The organism is Microbacterium sp. (assembly GCF_035277845.1).
Classification (GTDB): Bacteria; Actinomycetota; Actinomycetes; order Actinomycetales; family Microbacteriaceae; genus Microbacterium.
In genome coordinates this window covers 1-16,247 of the sequence record NZ_DATEJS010000036.1, presented here as the reverse complement: position 1 = coordinate 16,247, position 16,247 = coordinate 1, and the positions used below count along the sequence as shown (strand labels likewise).

Sequence of the window (16,247 nt, the reverse complement as noted above, 5' to 3'; positions counted from 1 at the left end):
TCGTCTCGACCGGGGGCGGGGGCACGGTCGTGGCGCTCACGCCGGCGCCGGCGGGTCGGGCGCCGGCCCGCTCCGCCCTCCTCTCGGGCCTCGACGACCCGCAGGGACTCGCGTTCGCCGAGCACGACGGGCACGCCGTCCTGGTCGTCGGCGAGGGCACCCGGATCGTCGCGTGGGACTACGCGGACGGACGCGCGACGGGTCGCCGCGTGCTCGTGGACGGGCTGCCGGATGCCGGACACGGCGCCAAGGCGGTGGCCGCGCACGGCGACACCGTGTTCTACAGCATCGGCTCGTCCGGCAACCGGGTTCCCGCCGACCGCACCGCGTCCCCGCAGCGTGCCACCGTGTGGCAGGTCGGGCTCGACGGGAGCGGCAACAGGATCGTCGCGACCGGCGTGCGCAACGGCTTCGGCCTCGCGGTCGCGCCCGACGGCACGCTGTTCACCGCCGTGAACCAGGCCGACGACCAGCCGTACCCGTTCCACGACGGCACCGGGCGGTACGGGCGCATCGAACGCGGCTACGTCAACGAGAACCCGGTCGACCAGGTGGCGCGGCTGACGACCGGCACCGACCTCGGCTGGCCGTTCTGCGTTCCCGACAGCCGGCACGGCATCACGGACCTCCCGTACGTCGACGACGTGGACACCAACCCGGACGGGCGCGCGCTGGACTGCGGCGCACTCGCTCCGACGATGCTGGGACTGCCCGCGCACAGCGCCCCGCTCGGGATCGCGTTCACCCACGGCTCCGCGCTGCAGCCCGCCCTGGGCGACGGGGCGCTGATCGCCGTGCACGGGTCGTGGGATCGGGATCCGCCCCGCGCGCCGTCGGTGCTGTTCAGCCGGTGGGATGCCGCATCCGGCACGCTCGGACCGTCGGTGCCGCTCGTCACGGGATTCCAGAACCCGGACGGCACGCGCTGGGGGCGTTCGGTGGATGCCGTCCCCGGGCCGGACGGATCGGTGTACGTGACGGACGATGCCGCGGGGCTCGTGTACCGGCTGTCTCCGCCCGGGTGAGCGAGGCCGGCGGTGCGGCTCTCTGCGTTTCGGCTCTGCGTTTCGGCTCTGCGTTTCGGCTCGCTTCGCTCGCTCAACGACCGATGGGGGGGAAGGGGGAAGGGCAGAAGGAGCGAGGTTGCCGGAGGTGGCTCAGCTCGTTCGTCACGATTCGCGTCGGACAAACGGGATCGTGACGAACGAGCGAGTTGTGGGGGAGCCTCGGGGCTCGGGACGCGGCGTCAGGCCGCGTCGATCGCCGCGACGATCTCGGTGAATCCGCGGCCCGCGGCGAGGTCGCGGGGGAGTGCGCCGTCACCGTCGCGGATCGACGGGTCGGCGCCGCCGGCGAGCAGCAGCTGCACGGCCCGCATGTGGGCGATCAGGCGGAATCGGGGCATGGGTCCTCCTTCGGCGTGGTGAAATGGTATACCAATTTCCTGACCGCGCGGTGTGCGCCGTATCCCGGCGCCACGTCCCGCGGCACGGGTGGGAGAGCGGCTGATCGCGGGCCGGGGATGCCAGAATGGGCGCATGACAGAGGTCGCCGCTGCGTTCGAATCCGAAGTGGAACGCGTCACGCACACGCTCCGCGACGAGATCCTCGACGGCGTCCGCGCGCCGGGCAGCCGGCTCGTCGAACGGGAGCTCGCCGCCGATCTGGGGGTCAGCCGCATCCCCGTGCGCGACGCGCTCAAGGCGCTCGTGGCCGAGGGACTCGTCACCCCGCGCCCGCGGTCGTGGGCGGTCGTGCGCGAGTTCACCCCGGCCGACGTCGCCGACCTCAACGAGGTGCGCTCGGCGCTCGAGGTGCTCACCTTCCGTCTGGCTGCCAACCGCCGCAGCCGCGACGGGCTGCAGCGCCTGCGGGCGGTGCTCGACGAGGAGATCGAAGCATCCCGTCGCGGGGATGTCGTCGCCGCGCGGCACGCCGCGGCCGACTTCCACGAGGTCGTCACGTCGATCGCCGGCAACGACCTGCTCTTCGAGATCGACGGCCTGCTGCGCAGCCGCATCCGCTGGCTGCTCGTGCAGCACGAGGACACCGGGCAGGTCGCCGTCGAGCACGAAGCCCTGTACGAGGCGATCGCCCAGCGCGACATCGCACGGGCCAGCACGCTGATCCTCGCCCACATGGGCAACATCCGCTACCTCGACGACCCGACCTGGCGCGACGAGGACCCTCAGCTCTCCGGGTCCTGACCGCAGACCGCGAACCGGCCGGATCCTCCCTCGGGAGGGTCCGGCCGCGTCATGTCCGCGAGCGCCGTGACGACGGGGCCGACCGCGCGCTCGCCGCCGGGGGCGTCAGACAGCTGCTCCGGGTGCCGACGGATGCCGGAGAAGACTCGGGCTGGACTCTTTGGTATACCGACGTCTAGGATCTACTCAGATCCACCCGGAGGTCCCATTGTCGATGTCGACGTGCGAGCGACTGGCTTCGGTCGCCTCGCTCGATGCCGAACTCGCCGTGCCGCTGCGCAGACCCTGCACCGCACACGCCCATTCGGCGTCCCGTCAGGTCGTGAGCCTCCTGCTTAAGAATGGCAGCCTGATCAGCCTTTATGCGGCGGCATCCGACGACGCGCCCTGGGCTGTGCGGGGCGCGGTGCCCGACCGGGGCGACGGGGCGATCGACCCCGGCGATCACGTGCACCCCGACGCGTCCGGCATCCGGTTCGGCGCGGGCGAGGTCGGCCTCGCCGCCGCGCAGCAGCGGGTACCCGTCCTGGCGCCGACATGGTATCCCGCTGCTCCGGCGCCGACATCGTGGCCGGCCTCGCCGCCGGCATCCAGCTGGAGCACCAGCTGAGAGAGATGCCGTGACCCCCGCCGCATCCCTCGCACCCCGAGACCCCGCCTGATACCCGAGGAGAACCCCCTGATGGCAACAACCGACACGGCTGTCGAAGCCACGTCCAAACTCGAATCCGAGTTCGAGCACAGCCCCGTCCCCCAGTCGCACCGCAAGTCGCTGCTGACCGTCTCGGCGGTCTGGTTCGGCTTCCCGATGATCCTGACCAACGCCGTGCCCGGCGGCCTCGTGGTCGCGATGCTCGGCTTCTGGCAGGGCCTGGCCGCGATCCTCGTGGCGAACGCGATCATGTTCGTCTACGTCAGCCTGCTGAGCTACCGCGCCGGGCAGACCGGCAAGAGCTTCGCGCTGCAGGCCACCGAGACCTTCGGTACGGTCGGTTACGCGATCGCCTCCGGATTCCTCGCGACGGTCGTCGTCGGCTGGTTCGCCTTCAACACCGGCGCCACCGGCGCCAGCCTGTCGGCCGCATTCGGCTGGAACCAGATGCTCGTCGCGGCGCTCGCCGGCATCCTGTTCATCGCCGTCACGTACCTCGGCATCAAGGCCCTGTCGGTGATCGGCGCCATCGCCGCGCCGCTGTTCATCATCGCGGTCGTCATCGCGATCGTGATCGCCGCCAAGACCGCGGACTTCGGCCAGATCGCCCACTTCGCGGGTGCCGGCGGGATGACCTTCGGCGTCGCGGTGACCGCGATCATGGCGACCTTCGCCGACTCCGGCACGATGACCGCCGACTTCACGCGCTGGTCCAAGAACGGCAAGCAGGCCGTGCTGGCCACCGCCACCGCGTTCCCGGTCGCGAGCCTCATCGCGCAGCTGTCCGGCGGCATCCTGGTCGCGGCCGGCGCCATCGCAGGCGCGACCAGCAACGGCGGCAACTTCACCCCGATCCTCACCGGTCCGGGCAACCCGCTGCTGGACATCCTGGTGCTCATCTTCGTCGTGGTGAACCTCGGCTCGGTCTGCACGCACTGCCTCTACAACGGCGCACTGGGCTGGTCGCACCTGGTGCGCGGCAGGATGCGCGTGCTGACCCTGGTGCTCGGCGTCATCGGCGTGGTCCTCGCCGTCGTCGGCGTGTGGAGCCTGTTCGTGAACTGGCTCGTGTTCCTCGGCGTGATCGTGCCGCCGCTCGGCGCCGTGCTCATCGGCGACCAGATCGTGCTGGCCCGCCGCCTGCCGGGCCGTCGCGAGCAGCGCTTCCGCCCGACGGCGTTCATCGCGTGGGGCGTCGGCGCGGCTGCGGCCCTCGCCGTGCACCTGTTCGCCCCGGCCTGGTCGGACGCGGTCACCGGCCTCATCGTGGGCCTCATCGCCTACCTCCTGCTGGAGAACGTCAAGCCCAAGCAGGTCTGAGCCGCCCCCGGCCCCGGCCCGGCCCGCCGCCCCCCTGCCCGCGAACCCTCATCCAATTACGCGAACCCTCACTGAAATACGCCCTTCCCGGGTGTGTCGGTGAGGGTTCGCGTATTCGGGTGAGGGTTCGCGGCATGGCGGGCGTTCCGGCACGGAAGAATGGGCCCATGCCCAGCCAGACCCTGCGCGCCGTGTCCGACCTGCCGGCGGCGCCCGCCGTGCTCGCCGATTCGACGGTGATCCTCATCGACTACCAGAACACCTACACGCGCGGCGTGATGGAGCTGGAGGGGTGGGATGCCGCGCTCGACCGCGCCGCCGACCTGCTCGACCGGGCGCGCGCCGCCGGGGCCACGGTCATCCACGTCGCCCACGACGACGGCCCGGGATCCCTGTACGACTACAGCGGCGACCTCGGCGCCATCCACGAGCGCGTCGCGCCGATCCCGGGGGAGCAGATCGTCACGAAGCAGGCGCCGAACGCCTTCGTCGACACGAACCTCGGCGAGCTCGTCGACGCCGCCGGCAACGAGTCCCTGGTGATCGCCGGCTTCATGACCCACATGTGCGTCAACTACACGTCCGAGGGCGCGTTCCTGCGTGGCAACGCGCCGACGGTCGTGGCGGATGCCTGTGCGACCCGGTCGCTGCCGTCCGCTGCAGGCGACGTGCCCGCCGCCGACCTGCACCGGGCGGCCCTGGCCACCATCGGCGACGTCTACGCCGTCGTGGTGGCATCCGCCGACGAGCTCGGCTGACGCCGCGGCATCCCTCGGCGCAAAGAGAGAGGAGGATGCCCCGGCCGTCGCCGGAGCACCCTCCTCGGGGCGGAGAGCCGATCAGACGACGACGAGGCGGTTCGGGATCGTGTTCAGCTCTTCGACGCCGTTCGTGCCGAGCAGCACCGTGCCGCCGACGCAGACGCGCTGGCCGTCACGGAGGGCGTTCGGCTCGAACGCGAAGGCGTGACCCTCTTCGATCACGAAGTCACCCCCGAATCGAGGAAATTCGATCTTTTGGCATTCCAGTTCTGCGAATGATCGCGGTGGCCACGGGTCACCCGCGTGCGGGCCCCTACAATGACAGCCAGCCCGCGCGCCGGATGCGGGATCACCGAGCTGTGGCGGCGGATCGCGACCGCCCGTGCCGGTGCCGGACGAGGGGGCGACCGTGTCGCAGAACGACGAGACGACCGTGCAGCTGCATCCCGGTCAGTCCGGAGAGGCGCTCGACCTCCTCGTGTACGAGTGGGTGCGCGAGCGGGTCATCGACGGGACGTTCAAGCCGGGGGAGCGGATCCGCGAGCGGAATCTCGCCGAGGAGCTGCAGGTGTCGCGGATCCCCATCCGCGAGGCGTTCCCGCGGCTGGAGTCCGAGGGGTACATCAAGACCCTCCATCGGCGCGGCGCCGTGGTCGCGGAGATGACCGTGCAGGATGTCCGCGAGCTGTTCCAGGTGCGCTCCTCACTGGAAGTGCTGGCCGCGCGCCTCGCGGCAGACGCGTGCGCGCACGGGGCATCCGGCGAGCAACTGCTCGCCGCGCTCGCCGAGGCGGAGCGCGCGGTGCGGGGCGGCGACGGCGCGGACATCGCCGCGCGCACCTCGGAGCTGCACGACGAGATCCTCGCGCTGTCGAACAGCCGGCTGCTGCAGACGCTGATGGTGCCGATCGAGGGGCGCATCCGTCGCCTCTTCCACTTCGTCACCCAGCGCGACGAGGTCGCGCTGCACCGCGAGCACGAGGCGCTGTGCACCGCGATCGTCAACGGCCAGACAGAACTGGCGGCCGCCCTCGCCCTGGCGCACGTCGAGCGCTCGCGGTACGAGACCATGCCGATCGTCGAGGCGCTGCTGGGGTCCTGACCCGAGATCCTCGTCGACGGCGGAATGCTCTTCGGTATACCATTTGTCGAATGGGATCCCGATCGCGCCGCAGCCAGGGCGGCCCGATCGCGTCCCTGCGCTCCAGTCGGCCCTTCCGGTACCTGTGGACGTCGAACGTGCTGTTCTTCGGCGGCATCTGGACGCAGACCCTGGTGCTCGGCTGGATGGTCTACGAGGTCACCGGATCGGCGTTCTTGATCGCGGTGTTCACGGCCTGCCGGCTCGCGCCCCTGCTGCTCGGCCCGTTCGCCGGCGTGATCGCCGACCGGTTCGACCGGTACCGGATGCTCGTGATCGCGAACCTCTGGGCGTTCGTCGCCGTCCTCGGCGTCGCGGTGCTCGCCATGGTCGGGGCGGCGCCGTATCCCGTGCTGCTGGTGGGCGGGCTCATCATCGGACTGGCCCAGTCGCCGTCGCAGCCCGCGCGGGCCTCCCTGGTGGTCGAGGCCGTCTCCCGCAGGAACCTCAGCAATGCGAACGCCCTGAACGCCTTCGCCATGAACATGACCCAGATGATCGGACCGGCCGTCGGCGGCGCCATGATCGGCGTCATCGGTGCTCCCTGGGCGCTGGCCGTCTCGGCATCCTGGTTCGTCCTGTCGCTGCTGGCGCTGCTGCCGGTGCGCGGCATCGGGCGCGGACGGGTCGTCCATGAGACCTCGGTGCGGCGGATGCTCGTGAGCGGGCTGGGCACGATCCGACGGCGCCGGGTGGCTGTCGCCGCCCTCACCGTGACGCTGTGCGCCAACATCCTGATCTGGCCGATCTACCAGACGTTCATGCCCGTCTTCGCCGGTGAAGTGCTGCATCTGGATGCCGCGGGCCTCGGCACGCTCATGACCTGCGCCGGCCTCGGCGGCACGGTCAGCTCGCTCGTGATCGCGTCGTTCGGCGACTTCCCGCGCAAGGGCGCGGTGTTCGTCGTCGGCACCGCCTGCTGGGGCGCCCTGTGGGCGGGGTTCGCCCTGTCGACGTCCACGTCGCTCTCGTTCCCGCTCATGGTGGCGGTCGGCCTCGCCTCCGCGCCGTTCGGCGTGCTGCAGACGACCCTCGTGCTTCTGGCGACGCCCTCCCGCGTGCACGGCACGGCGCTCGGCCTGCAGGAGCTCGCGATCGGGACGATGCCCGTCGCGGCACTGGGGCTCGGCGCGCTGGCCCAGCTGATCGGCGTGCCGGCCACGACGTTCGCGAGTGCGTCGATGCTCGCCGTGAGCGTGGTCGTCATCGCGCTGGCCGTGCCCGCACTGGTGCGCTACGACGGCCGCCACGAGGAGTCCGCGCTGCGCTCGCGGGTCGCATCGGCGGAGCCGGAGGCGTCTCCCGCGCCGCCGGCGTGATCACGCCAGCGCGTCGACGATGGGCCGGAATTTGACCCGTGTCTCGAGCATCTCCGACTCCGGGTCGCTGGCGGCGACGATGCCGGCGCCGGCGTGTGCGACCACGGGGATCGGCGCGTCGGAGGCCGGTTCGACGTCGTCCGGCGCGCCGAACTGGGCACCGCGCAGTGCGATCGCCCACTCGCCGTTGCCGTCGGCATCCACCCAGCCGACCGGTCCGGCGTAACGGCCGCGGTCGAACGGCTCCAGCTGCCGGATGAGTTGCCGGGCGGCGTCCGTCGGGGTGCCCGCCACTGCGGCGGTCGGATGCAGCACCGCGACGAGGTCGAGGGCGGAGGCCGAGTCGGCGAGGTCGCCGGCGATGTCCGTGGCCAGGTGCCACACGTTCGGCAGCTGCAGCGTGAAGGCCGGCGGCGTGGTGAGTCCGGCGGTGTGCGGACGCAGCACGTCGACCACGCTCTGCACTGCGAACGCGTGCTCGTCGATGTCCTTGCGGGATGCCGCGAGCCCGGCCTCGGCGGCGGCGTCCTCCTCCGGGTCGGCGCCGCGCGCGGCGGTGCCGGCCAGCACCCGAGCTGTGACGGCGCCGGACGCGACGGTGACGAGCGTCTCCGGGCTTGCGCCGATGAGCCCGTCGACCGCGTACATCCACGTGTCCGGGTACTCGGTCGCGAGCGCCCGGGCGAGGCGCCGCAGGTCGGAGTGGGCGGGCACGCTGCCGACGAGATCGCGGGCGAGCACCACCTTGCTGACCCGGCCCGCGGCGATCGCGCCGAGACCGGCGCGCACCGACTCCTGGTAGCCCTCCGGCCCCTGCACTCCCGGTCCCACGGTGGCCGGCCAGTACGGCCCGTACGGCACGGTGGCGGGAAGGGATGCGGCATCCTGCCCGTCGTGCCGGTCGGCGCTCCAGGCGATGCGGGTCACCCACGTGCGGTCGCCGTGCCGGCCGACGACGGCGCGCGGGACGATGAGGGTGCTCGGCCACGCCGACGGGGTGTCGAAGGCGAACGCGCCGAACGCCACGAGCCCGGTGCCCGGCAGCCGCACCGGGTCGTCGATCTCGGCGTCGGCGGTCAGCTCCCGCCAGGCGTCCGCGGCATCCGTCGCCCCGGGGAACGAGCAGGAGCGCAGCACCCCGCCGGCACCGACGATGCCGTCGCCGCGGCGGAGCCACGCGAGCGGGTGGTGCGGGTCGGTGAACGGCAGCAGATCCGCGGCGCCGGCGGCATCCGCCGGATCGATCTCGCGGGTGGTGGCGATCAGGTGCGGCCGCACGGACGAGGTCATCCCTCCAGCCTAGGACACGCCGGCAGGTGCCGCCTGGGCGCACCGTGCCGCTCGGGGACCCGCTCGTACACTGTGCATCATGACCGCTCTCGACCTGCCTGCTCCGGGGACCCCGCTCCAGTTCCACTGGCGCAAGTGGGACGGCTCGCAGCACTGGCGGCACGAGTGCGTCTACCTCGGGCGCGACGAGTGGGGGGACTGGTTCGGGCAGCACGCCGGATCACGCAGCCACCGCCCGGGCCGCGACTTCCTCACCGAATGGGGCAACGTGACCCTCATGTCGGCCACCGGCGACTTCGCGTTCACCCGGCACGTGCCCGGGCACCGAACCCGCACGTACATCGATCTGGCCTGGGACCTGCGCTGGAAGGACGGCGTGCCCACGGGCATCGACATGGACCTCGACGTGGTCGACCGGCCCGCCGGCGAGGGGGTGTTCATCGACGACCGCGACGAGTGGGACGAGCACCGCGAACAGTACGGCTACCCCGTGCAGGTGGTCGCGCACCTCGAGGCCCTCGCCCAGGATCTGCGCGACCGGGTCGCCGGCGACATGCCGCCGTTCGATGAGTCCGTGCCGGGCGGCTGGCTCGCCCGGCTCGCGGAACTCGCCGCCTAGACTCGACGGGTGACCGCCGACAGCACGCCCTCCGAGCACAACCGCGCCGACCTGGGCAAGGACCCGCGCGAGGTCAGCGGCATGTTCGACCAGGTCGCCGACGGCTACGACCGCACCAACACGGTCATGACGTTCGGCAACGACGTGCTGTGGCGCCGCGCCACCACCCGCGCGGTCGCCCCGCGCAGGGGGGAGCGCGTGCTCGACCTCGGGGCCGGCACCGCGTCGTCGTCGGCATCCCTCGCCGCGTCCGGCGCGGACGTCGTCGCCGCCGACTTCTCGTCCGGGATGCTGGCCGAGGGCCGCCGCCGCCACGGACACCTGCCGAACCTCAGTTTCGTCGAGGCGGACGCCATGGCCCTGCCGTTCGGCGACGACGAGTTCGACGCCGTGACGATGTCGTACTCCCTGCGCAACGTGCACGACCCGAAGAAGGCGCTCGCCGAGCTGCTGCGGGTGACCAAGCCGGGCGGCCGCGTGGTGATCAACGAGTTCTCCACCCCGCCGAACCCCGTCTTCCGCCGTCTCTACCGGTTCTACAACGCACAGATCCTGCCCCGCACCGCCCGGCTCGCCGGCACGAACGGCGACGCGTACGACTACCTCAACGAGTCGATCGCGGCATGGCCCGACCAGCGCACCCTCGCCGGCTGGATGTACGAGGCGGGCTGGACGCAGGTCGCGCACCGCAACCTCACCTTCGGCATCGTCGCGCTCCACCGCGGCGTCAAACCGGCCGGCTGATCGCCGTCATGGACATGCCGGGCAAGACGGCCGCGGGTAGGCTGGGACGGTGACTTCGAGCCCCGCAGCTCCCGGCTCGCGCCTGGCGAGCAACCTCGGCCTGACCGAGCGCGTCTTCGCCGGCCCCAAGTCCCGGCGCCTCCTGCGCACCGTCGAATCCGGTCTCGACGACGTCGAGAAGGCCCTCGCCGTCGAGCTGAAGATGGGCGATGCGCTCGCCGACGTCACCGCACGCTACCTCTACGAGGCGGGCGGCAAGCGGGTGCGGCCGATGCTGACGCTGCTCACGGCCCAGCTCGGCGAGGGCGCGACGGAGGCGGTCGTCGAAGCGGCCGCGGCCCTCGAACTGACCCACCTCGGCTCGCTGTACCACGATGACGTGATGGACGGGGCGGCCGTGCGCCGCGGCGTCCCCAGCGCCCAGACGGTGTGGGGCAACAACGTCGCGATCCTCACCGGCGACCTGCTGTTCTCGCGCGCGAGCCAGATCATGGCGCGCTACGGCGAGCGGGCGATCCGCCTGCAGGCCGACACGTTCGAGCGCCTCGTGCTCGGCCAGCTGCACGAGACCGTGGGGCCCGCCGAGACGGACGACCCGGTGGCGTTCTACCTGCAGGTGCTCGCCGACAAGACCGGCTCCCTCATCGCGGCATCCGCCCAGGCGGGGGTGATCTTCTCGGGCGCCCCCGAGGACTACGCCGAGCCCGTCCGCGTGTTCGGCGAGAAGGCCGGCGTCGCCTTCCAGCTGCTCGACGACGTCATCGACCTGTCGGCCGACCCGAACGAGACCGGCAAGGTGCCCGGCACCGACCTGCGCGCCGGCGTGCCCACCATGCCGTACCTGCTGCTCGGCGCCCGCACCGACGACGCGTCGCGCGCCCTGCACGCCCGCATCGACGAGGGCGTCGCCCGCATCGCGGAGGGCGCCGACCCCGGCATCCTCGACGACGCGCTCGCCGCCCTGCGCGACCACGACGCCACCGCGCAGACCGTGACCCTCGCCAACCAGTGGTCGCACGACGCGATCGACGCGATCGAACCGCTGCCCGACGGCGCGGTGAAGGATGCCTTGACCCGGTTCGCCCGGGCCGTCGCCGACCGCAGCAGCTGACCCGTCCCGGAGGAACATTGACCAAGCTCAGACTGGCCATCGTCGGGGCCGGCCCCGCAGGCATCTACGCCGCCGACATCCTGCTGAAGGCCGAGCGGAAGTTCGACGTCTCGATCGACCTCTTCGATCACCTCCCCGCCCCGTACGGCCTGGTCCGCTACGGCGTCGCGCCCGACCACCCGCGCATCAAGGGCATCATCACCGCCCTGCGCGAGGTGCTCGACCGCGGCGACATCCGCATCTTCGGCAACGTCCGCTTCGGCGAGGACATCACGCTCGAGGACCTCAAGCAGCACTACAACGCCGTGATCTTCGCGACCGGCGCGATCCGCGACGCGTCCCTCGACGTGCCCGGCATCGACGCCGTCGGCTCGTATGGCGCCGCGGACTACGTGAGCTGGTACGACGGGCACCCCGACTTCCCGCGCGAGTGGCCGCTGGATGCCGAATCGGTCGCGGTCATCGGCAACGGCAACGTGGCGCTCGACGTGGCGCGCCTGCTCGCCAAGCACGCCGAAGACCTGCTGCCCACCGAGGTGCCCGCGAACGTGTACGAGGGACTCTCGGCCTCGAAGGTCACCGACGTGCACGTGTTCGGCCGCCGCGGGCCCGCGAACGTCAAGTTCACCCCGCTCGAGCTGCGCGAGCTCGGCGAGCTGCGCGACGTCGACATGGTCGTGTACGACGAGGACTTCGACTACGACGAGGCGTCCAAGGATGCCGTCGCCAGCAACAAGCAGGTCATGGTGATCGACCGGGTGCTGCAGTCGTGGCGCAAGCGCCCCGGGGTGAACAACTCCGGCGGTGAGGCGTCCCGCCGCCTGCACCTGCACTTCTACGCGAAGCCGATCGAGGTGCGCACCGACGACGAGGGCCGCGTCTCGGCGTTCGTCTACGAGCGCACCCGCTCCGACGGCGAGGGCGGCGTGGTCGGCACCGGCGAGGTGCGCGAGGTGCCGGTGCAGGCGCTGTACCGTGCCATCGGCTACTTCGGGTCGCCGCTGCCGGGCGTCCCGTTCGACAAGAAGCACGGCGTCATCCCGAACCGCGAGGGCCGTGTGCTCGCGGCGAACAGCAACGAACGCGTGCCCGGCGTGTACGCCACCGGCTGGATCAAGCGCGGGCCGGTGGGTCTCATCGGGCACACCAAGTCCGACGCGATGGAGACCATCCGCAACCTCATCAACGATCAGGGCACGTGGTGGCAGCCGGCGCATCCGCAGGAGGCGTCCATCCCGGCTCTGCTCGAGTCGCGCGGTGTGGAATGGACCGACCTCGACGGCTGGCACCGCCTCGACTCCCACGAGATCGGACTCGGCGAGCCGCACGGGCGGGCGCGCATCAAGGTCGTCGACCGCGACGAGATGGTGCGTGTGTCCCGCGACGACGCGTAGGCGACGGCGATGACGGATGCCTGGGCCCCGGACATCCTCGGGCATCCGTTCGCCCAGCTGACCCTCCATCTCGGCACCGACGACGAGGGCCAGGTGGTCGCCACCCTCGTGCGCCGGCTGCCGACGCTCTGGGCCCGGCTCACCGGCCCGCTCCGCGACGTCGACGTGCTGTACGTGCACGGCTGGTCGGACTACTTCTTCCAGTCCGACCTGGCGGGCATGTGGGCCGATCTCGGCGCGCGGTTCTTCGCGCTCGATCTGCGCAAGTACGGCCGCAGCCTGCGCGAGGGGCAGACGCCGGGTTACGTGCACGACCTCACGAAGTACGACGAGGACATCGCGGCCGCGCTCACCGCGATGGGATCGCGTGCCGGCCGCCGGCTGGTGCTGCTCGGGCACTCCACCGGCGGACTGGTGCTGTCGCTGTGGGCGCACCGTCATCCGGATGCCGCCGCCGCGCTCATCCTGAACAGTCCGTGGCTCGAGTTCCAGCTCGGCGCCGTGGGCCGCCGCGCCATCCAGCCGCTCGTCAGCGCGCGGGCCCGCTTCGACCCGCGCGGCGGCCAGATGGGCACCGACTACGGGTTCTACTCACGGGCGCAGCGCGAGATCGGCTCCATCCCGACGACGGCGGGATTCGTGCAGAAATGGCGGCCGGACCGGGCCTTCTCGACGCATCCCGGATGGCTGCACGCGATCATGACCGGGCACCGCGAGGTCGAGGCCGGCCTCAAGCTGACCTGTCCGGTGCTGGTGCTGCTGTCGGCGCGCAGCGTGTCGCCCCTCGTCTGGAGCGAGGCGATGACCTCCGCTGACGCCGTGCTGGTGGTCGACGAGATCGCCCGGGCATCCCTCAAGCTGGGCGACCTCGTCACGGTCGCGCGCATCGACGGGGCGATCCACGACGTGTTCCTGTCGAGCCCGGAGCCGCGCCGGCAGGCTCTGCGGGTGACGCGGCGCTGGGCCGTCGGCGTGCTCACCGCGAGCGAGTAGGCACCGTCACCGGCCGGACGCGGTCAAGCCGCGTCGGGAAGGTTCTCCGGATTCCCGCCGGAGCCCGACCTGGCGACGGCGAGTTCGACGCGACGCGGCATCACGATCGCGGCCGCGAGGATGCCGACGGCGATCACGGCCACCGCCGCGAAGACCGCCGTCGACGCCACCACGATCGTGTGCGGGTCGTGCGCGTCGCCGCCCAGGTCGAAGATGATCGCGTTCGCGATCGCGCCGAGCACAGCAGCCCCGAGCGACTGCCCCATCGAGCGGGCGAACATGTTGGATCCGGTGACGACCCCGCGCTCGGACCAGTCGACGCTCGACTGCACCGCGACGAGGCTCGGAACCGCGGCGTACCCGAAGCCCATGCCGATGAAGAAGCAGACCACGGCGACCGAGACGACCGACGGGCTGTGGCCGAGCAGGGCCAGCACGGTGCCCCCGCCGACGAGCACGATGCCGCCGAGGATCGAGATCCGCCGGAAGCCCCAGCGCAGGTACAGGCGACCGGCGGTCGCGGCGGCGAGCGGCCAGCCGATGGTGAAGGTGGCGAGGGCCAGTCCGGCGACGACCGGGGGCGCGCCGGTGCCGACCTCGAGGTAGGTGGGGATGAACGCCGTGAGACCGGCGATGCCCATGCCGACGCCGAAGCCGAGCAGCGTCGTCGAGGTGACGATGCGTCGCCGGAAAAGGCTGAGGGGCAGCACGGGCTCGGCGGCGCGCAGCTCGATGAACACGAACGCGACGAGCAGTGCGGCGCCCACGCCGAAGATCGCGAAGGATGCGGGGGAGTTCCACGCCCAGGCGTCCCCGCCCTCGAGGATGCCGAGCATGAGCAGCGTGGTCGCACCGGTCAGCATCGCGGCGCCGGCGTAGTCGATGCGGTGGGTGCGCCTCTGCACGTTCTCGTGGAAGTGGCGCATCAGCAGCCAGCCGGCTGCGATCCCGAGCGGGAGGTTCACCCAGAAGATGCCGCGCCAGATGCCGAACTGCGCGAACAGGCCGCCGAGGGTCGGGCCGGCCACCGCCGAGATCGCCCAGACGCTCGCCATGTAGCCCTGCACGCGGGCGCGCTCCTCGAGCGTGTAGATGTCGCCGATCACGGTGAGCGCGATGGGCCCGATCGCCCCCGCACCGAGACCCTGCACCGCGCGCGCGACGATCAGCACCGGCATGCTCCACGCGACCCCGGCCAGCACCGACCCGAGCAGGAACACGGCGATCCCGAAGAGCAGCAGCGGCTTGCGGCCGATCGTGTCGGCGAGCTTCGAGTAGACCGGCACCGTCACGGCGGATGCGAGCAGGTAGATCGAGAACAGCCACGGGAACGACGAGAACGACCCGAGGTCCCGCACGATCGACGGCACCGCCGTGGCGATGATCGTCGAGTCGATCGCGACGAGCCCCGTCGACACCATCATCGCGAGCAGGATGCTGCCTCGCTCCGACCTCAGACCCACGTCACTCGCCACGTCAGGGTGCAACCCCGGCGGGGGCCCTCGGTATTCCGACGCCGCGCCGCATCGGCGGGCCCGCACCGGTACGGTGTGAACACGACCTGATGGGAGCCGTGGATGGCCGGGAAAGTGTTCTTCAGCGTGTCGATGTCGCTCGACGGGTTCGTCGCGCCGCAGTCCCCCGAGGAGCTGATGGGGCAGCAGTGGATGGAGCTGCAGCACTGGGTCTTCCCGACGCGGTTCTTCCGGCACAACCTCGGACTCGGCGAGGGCGGCGAGGAGGGGCCGGACGACGACGTGGCGCGCGAGACGTCCGAGCGCACCGGCGCGAGCATCATGGGCAAGCGCATGTTCGAGGCCGGCGAGCACTCGTGGCCCGAGGATGCGCCGTTCCACCACCCGGTGTTCGTCGTGACGCACGAGTCCCGCGCACCGTGGGAGCGAGCGGGCGGGACCACCTTCCACTTCATCGACGACGGCATCGAGACCGCACTCGAGCGGGCCCGGGAATCCGCGGGCGACCGTGACGTGCGCATCGCGGGCGGCGGCGCGACGATCCTGGAATACCTCAACGCCGGCCTCGTCGACGAGTTCACGATCTCGCTGTCGCCGGTGCTCTTCGGGAACGGCATCCGCCTGTTCGAGGGCATCGACGCCGCCCGGATCAAGCTGGAGCCCGTCCGATCCCTGCCGACGAAGCGCGCGACCCACCTCACCTACGCCGTGCGACCACGCTGACCTCCCAGGGCACCATGTCCGACACGTCGCTGACGGAGATCGCCGCCGAGCTGTACTCCGCTGCACCGGAGGAGTTCGTGGCGGCCCGGAACGCCCGTGCCGCGGATGCCGCCGACCGCGAGGACGCGGCGCGCATCCGCGCCCTCAAGAAGCCCTCGGTCGCCGCCTGGGTGGTGAACGTCTTCGCGCACGAACGGGCCGACCGCCTCGGCCAGGCGCTGCAGCTCGCCGCGGAACTGCGGGAGGCGCAGGACCAGCTCGACGCGGCGACCCTCGCGGAGCTCGGACGGCGGCGCCGGGCGCTCACGAGCCAGCTCGCGCATGAGGCGGGCGAGCTGGCATCCGCGCGCGGCGGGAGGGTGAGCCCGTCGACGCTCGAAGCCGTGCGGCAGACGATCGCCGCGGCGTTCTTCGACCCGGATGCCGCGGTCGCGGTCGCCTCGGGCCGGCTCGTCCGCGAGCTCGAGGCATCCGGCGACCCGGTCGACCTGGACGTCG

The 16,247-nt window shown here is 71.7% G+C and carries 17 protein-coding genes and 1 pseudogene; 14 read left to right on the top strand and 4 right to left on the bottom strand.

The window, feature by feature from the left end; translation table 11 throughout:
- Nucleotides 1-1,025: hypothetical protein (locus tag VJR25_RS01330; protein ID WP_324111729.1), on the top strand; the 1,025-nt coding region annotated here is incomplete at its 5' end.
- Nucleotides 1,026-1,246: 221 nt separating this feature from the next.
- Here VJR25_RS01330 and VJR25_RS01325 read toward each other — a convergent pair.
- Nucleotides 1,247-1,405 (bottom strand): hypothetical protein, encoded by a 159-nt coding sequence (locus VJR25_RS01325; protein WP_324111727.1) that lies wholly within the window; start codon nt 1,403-1,405, stop codon nt 1,247-1,249.
- 133 nt (nt 1,406-1,538) lie between these two features.
- On the opposite strand from VJR25_RS01325, the gene VJR25_RS01320 reads away from it, so the two are divergent.
- The 4 genes from VJR25_RS01320 to VJR25_RS01305 all read left to right on the top strand — a co-directional run bounded on the left by VJR25_RS01320 (nt 1,539) and on the right by VJR25_RS01305 (nt 4,937).
- A complete protein-coding gene (locus tag VJR25_RS01320; protein WP_324111725.1) occupies nt 1,539-2,207 on the top strand; it encodes a GntR family transcriptional regulator in 669 nt (222 codons plus the stop codon).
- Nucleotides 2,208-2,529: 322 nt separating this feature from the next.
- A complete protein-coding gene (locus VJR25_RS01315) occupies nt 2,530-2,817 on the top strand; it encodes a hypothetical protein (RefSeq protein WP_324111723.1) in 288 nt (95 codons plus the stop codon).
- A gap of 72 nt (nt 2,818-2,889) precedes the next feature.
- The gene (locus tag VJR25_RS01310) at nt 2,890-4,179 is read left to right on the top strand and encodes a cytosine permease (RefSeq protein ID WP_324111721.1); all 1,290 of its coding nucleotides are present in this window, start codon (nt 2,890-2,892) and stop codon (nt 4,177-4,179) included.
- Nucleotides 4,180-4,346: 167 nt separating this feature from the next.
- Nucleotides 4,347-4,937, top strand: coding sequence for a cysteine hydrolase family protein (locus VJR25_RS01305; RefSeq protein ID WP_324111719.1), 591 nt, complete (start codon nt 4,347-4,349; stop codon nt 4,935-4,937).
- An 81-nt stretch (nt 4,938-5,018) separates the two neighbouring features.
- Here VJR25_RS01305 and VJR25_RS01300 read toward each other — a convergent pair whose 3' ends face one another.
- Nucleotides 5,019-5,162 carry a hypothetical protein gene (locus tag VJR25_RS01300; RefSeq protein WP_324111717.1) on the bottom strand — a complete coding sequence of 48 codons (144 nt, stop codon included), beginning with the start codon at nt 5,160-5,162 and terminating at the stop codon, nt 5,019-5,021.
- 187 nt (nt 5,163-5,349) lie between these two features.
- Here VJR25_RS01300 and VJR25_RS01295 point away from each other — a divergent pair, with 187 nt between their 5' ends.
- Entirely contained in the window at nt 5,350-6,042 is a 693-nt protein-coding gene (locus VJR25_RS01295) for a GntR family transcriptional regulator (RefSeq protein WP_324111715.1), read from the top strand.
- 50 nt (nt 6,043-6,092) lie between these two features.
- Nucleotides 6,093-7,400 carry an MFS transporter gene (locus VJR25_RS01290; RefSeq protein ID WP_324111713.1) on the top strand — a complete coding sequence of 436 codons (1,308 nt, stop codon included), beginning with the start codon at nt 6,093-6,095 and terminating at the stop codon, nt 7,398-7,400.
- Here the strand turns inward: VJR25_RS01290 and VJR25_RS01285 are convergent, their stop codons facing one another.
- Nucleotides 7,401-8,690, bottom strand: coding sequence for an isochorismate synthase (locus VJR25_RS01285; protein WP_324111711.1), 1,290 nt, complete (start codon nt 8,688-8,690; stop codon nt 7,401-7,403).
- A gap of 79 nt (nt 8,691-8,769) precedes the next feature.
- Here VJR25_RS01285 and VJR25_RS01280 point away from each other — a divergent pair, with 79 nt between their 5' ends.
- Genes VJR25_RS01280 through VJR25_RS01260 form a run of 5 tightly spaced genes read left to right on the top strand, consistent with a single transcriptional unit; the run spans nt 8,770 to nt 13,551 of the window.
- Nucleotides 8,770-9,309 (top strand): DUF402 domain-containing protein, encoded by a 540-nt coding sequence (locus VJR25_RS01280; RefSeq protein ID WP_324111709.1) that lies wholly within the window; start codon nt 8,770-8,772, stop codon nt 9,307-9,309.
- Nucleotides 9,310-9,318: 9 nt separating this feature from the next.
- Nucleotides 9,319-10,053, top strand: coding sequence for a class I SAM-dependent methyltransferase (locus tag VJR25_RS01275; protein ID WP_324111705.1), 735 nt, complete (start codon nt 9,319-9,321; stop codon nt 10,051-10,053).
- 49 nt (nt 10,054-10,102) lie between these two features.
- The gene (locus VJR25_RS01270) at nt 10,103-11,164 is read left to right on the top strand and encodes a polyprenyl synthetase family protein (protein WP_324111703.1); all 1,062 of its coding nucleotides are present in this window, start codon (nt 10,103-10,105) and stop codon (nt 11,162-11,164) included.
- Nucleotides 11,165-11,181: 17 nt separating this feature from the next.
- The gene (locus tag VJR25_RS01265) at nt 11,182-12,558 is read left to right on the top strand and encodes an FAD-dependent oxidoreductase (protein WP_324111701.1); all 1,377 of its coding nucleotides are present in this window, start codon (nt 11,182-11,184) and stop codon (nt 12,556-12,558) included.
- A 9-nt stretch (nt 12,559-12,567) separates the two neighbouring features.
- The gene (locus VJR25_RS01260) at nt 12,568-13,551 is read left to right on the top strand and encodes an alpha/beta hydrolase (protein WP_324111699.1); all 984 of its coding nucleotides are present in this window, start codon (nt 12,568-12,570) and stop codon (nt 13,549-13,551) included.
- A 23-nt stretch (nt 13,552-13,574) separates the two neighbouring features.
- On the opposite strand, the gene VJR25_RS01255 is transcribed toward VJR25_RS01260, so the two are convergent.
- Nucleotides 13,575-14,975, bottom strand: a complete 1,401-nt coding sequence (locus VJR25_RS01255) for an MFS transporter (protein ID WP_414683699.1) — start codon at nt 14,973-14,975, stop codon at nt 13,575-13,577.
- Nucleotides 14,976-15,128: 153 nt separating this feature from the next.
- On the opposite strand from VJR25_RS01255, the gene VJR25_RS01250 reads away from it, so the two are divergent.
- Nucleotides 15,129-15,749 carry a dihydrofolate reductase family protein gene (locus VJR25_RS01250; protein WP_324111695.1) on the top strand — a complete coding sequence of 207 codons (621 nt, stop codon included), beginning with the start codon at nt 15,129-15,131 and terminating at the stop codon, nt 15,747-15,749.
- 14 nt (nt 15,750-15,763) lie between these two features.
- Nucleotides 15,764-16,247, top strand: a pseudogene (locus VJR25_RS01245) (transposase); the annotation flags it as partial.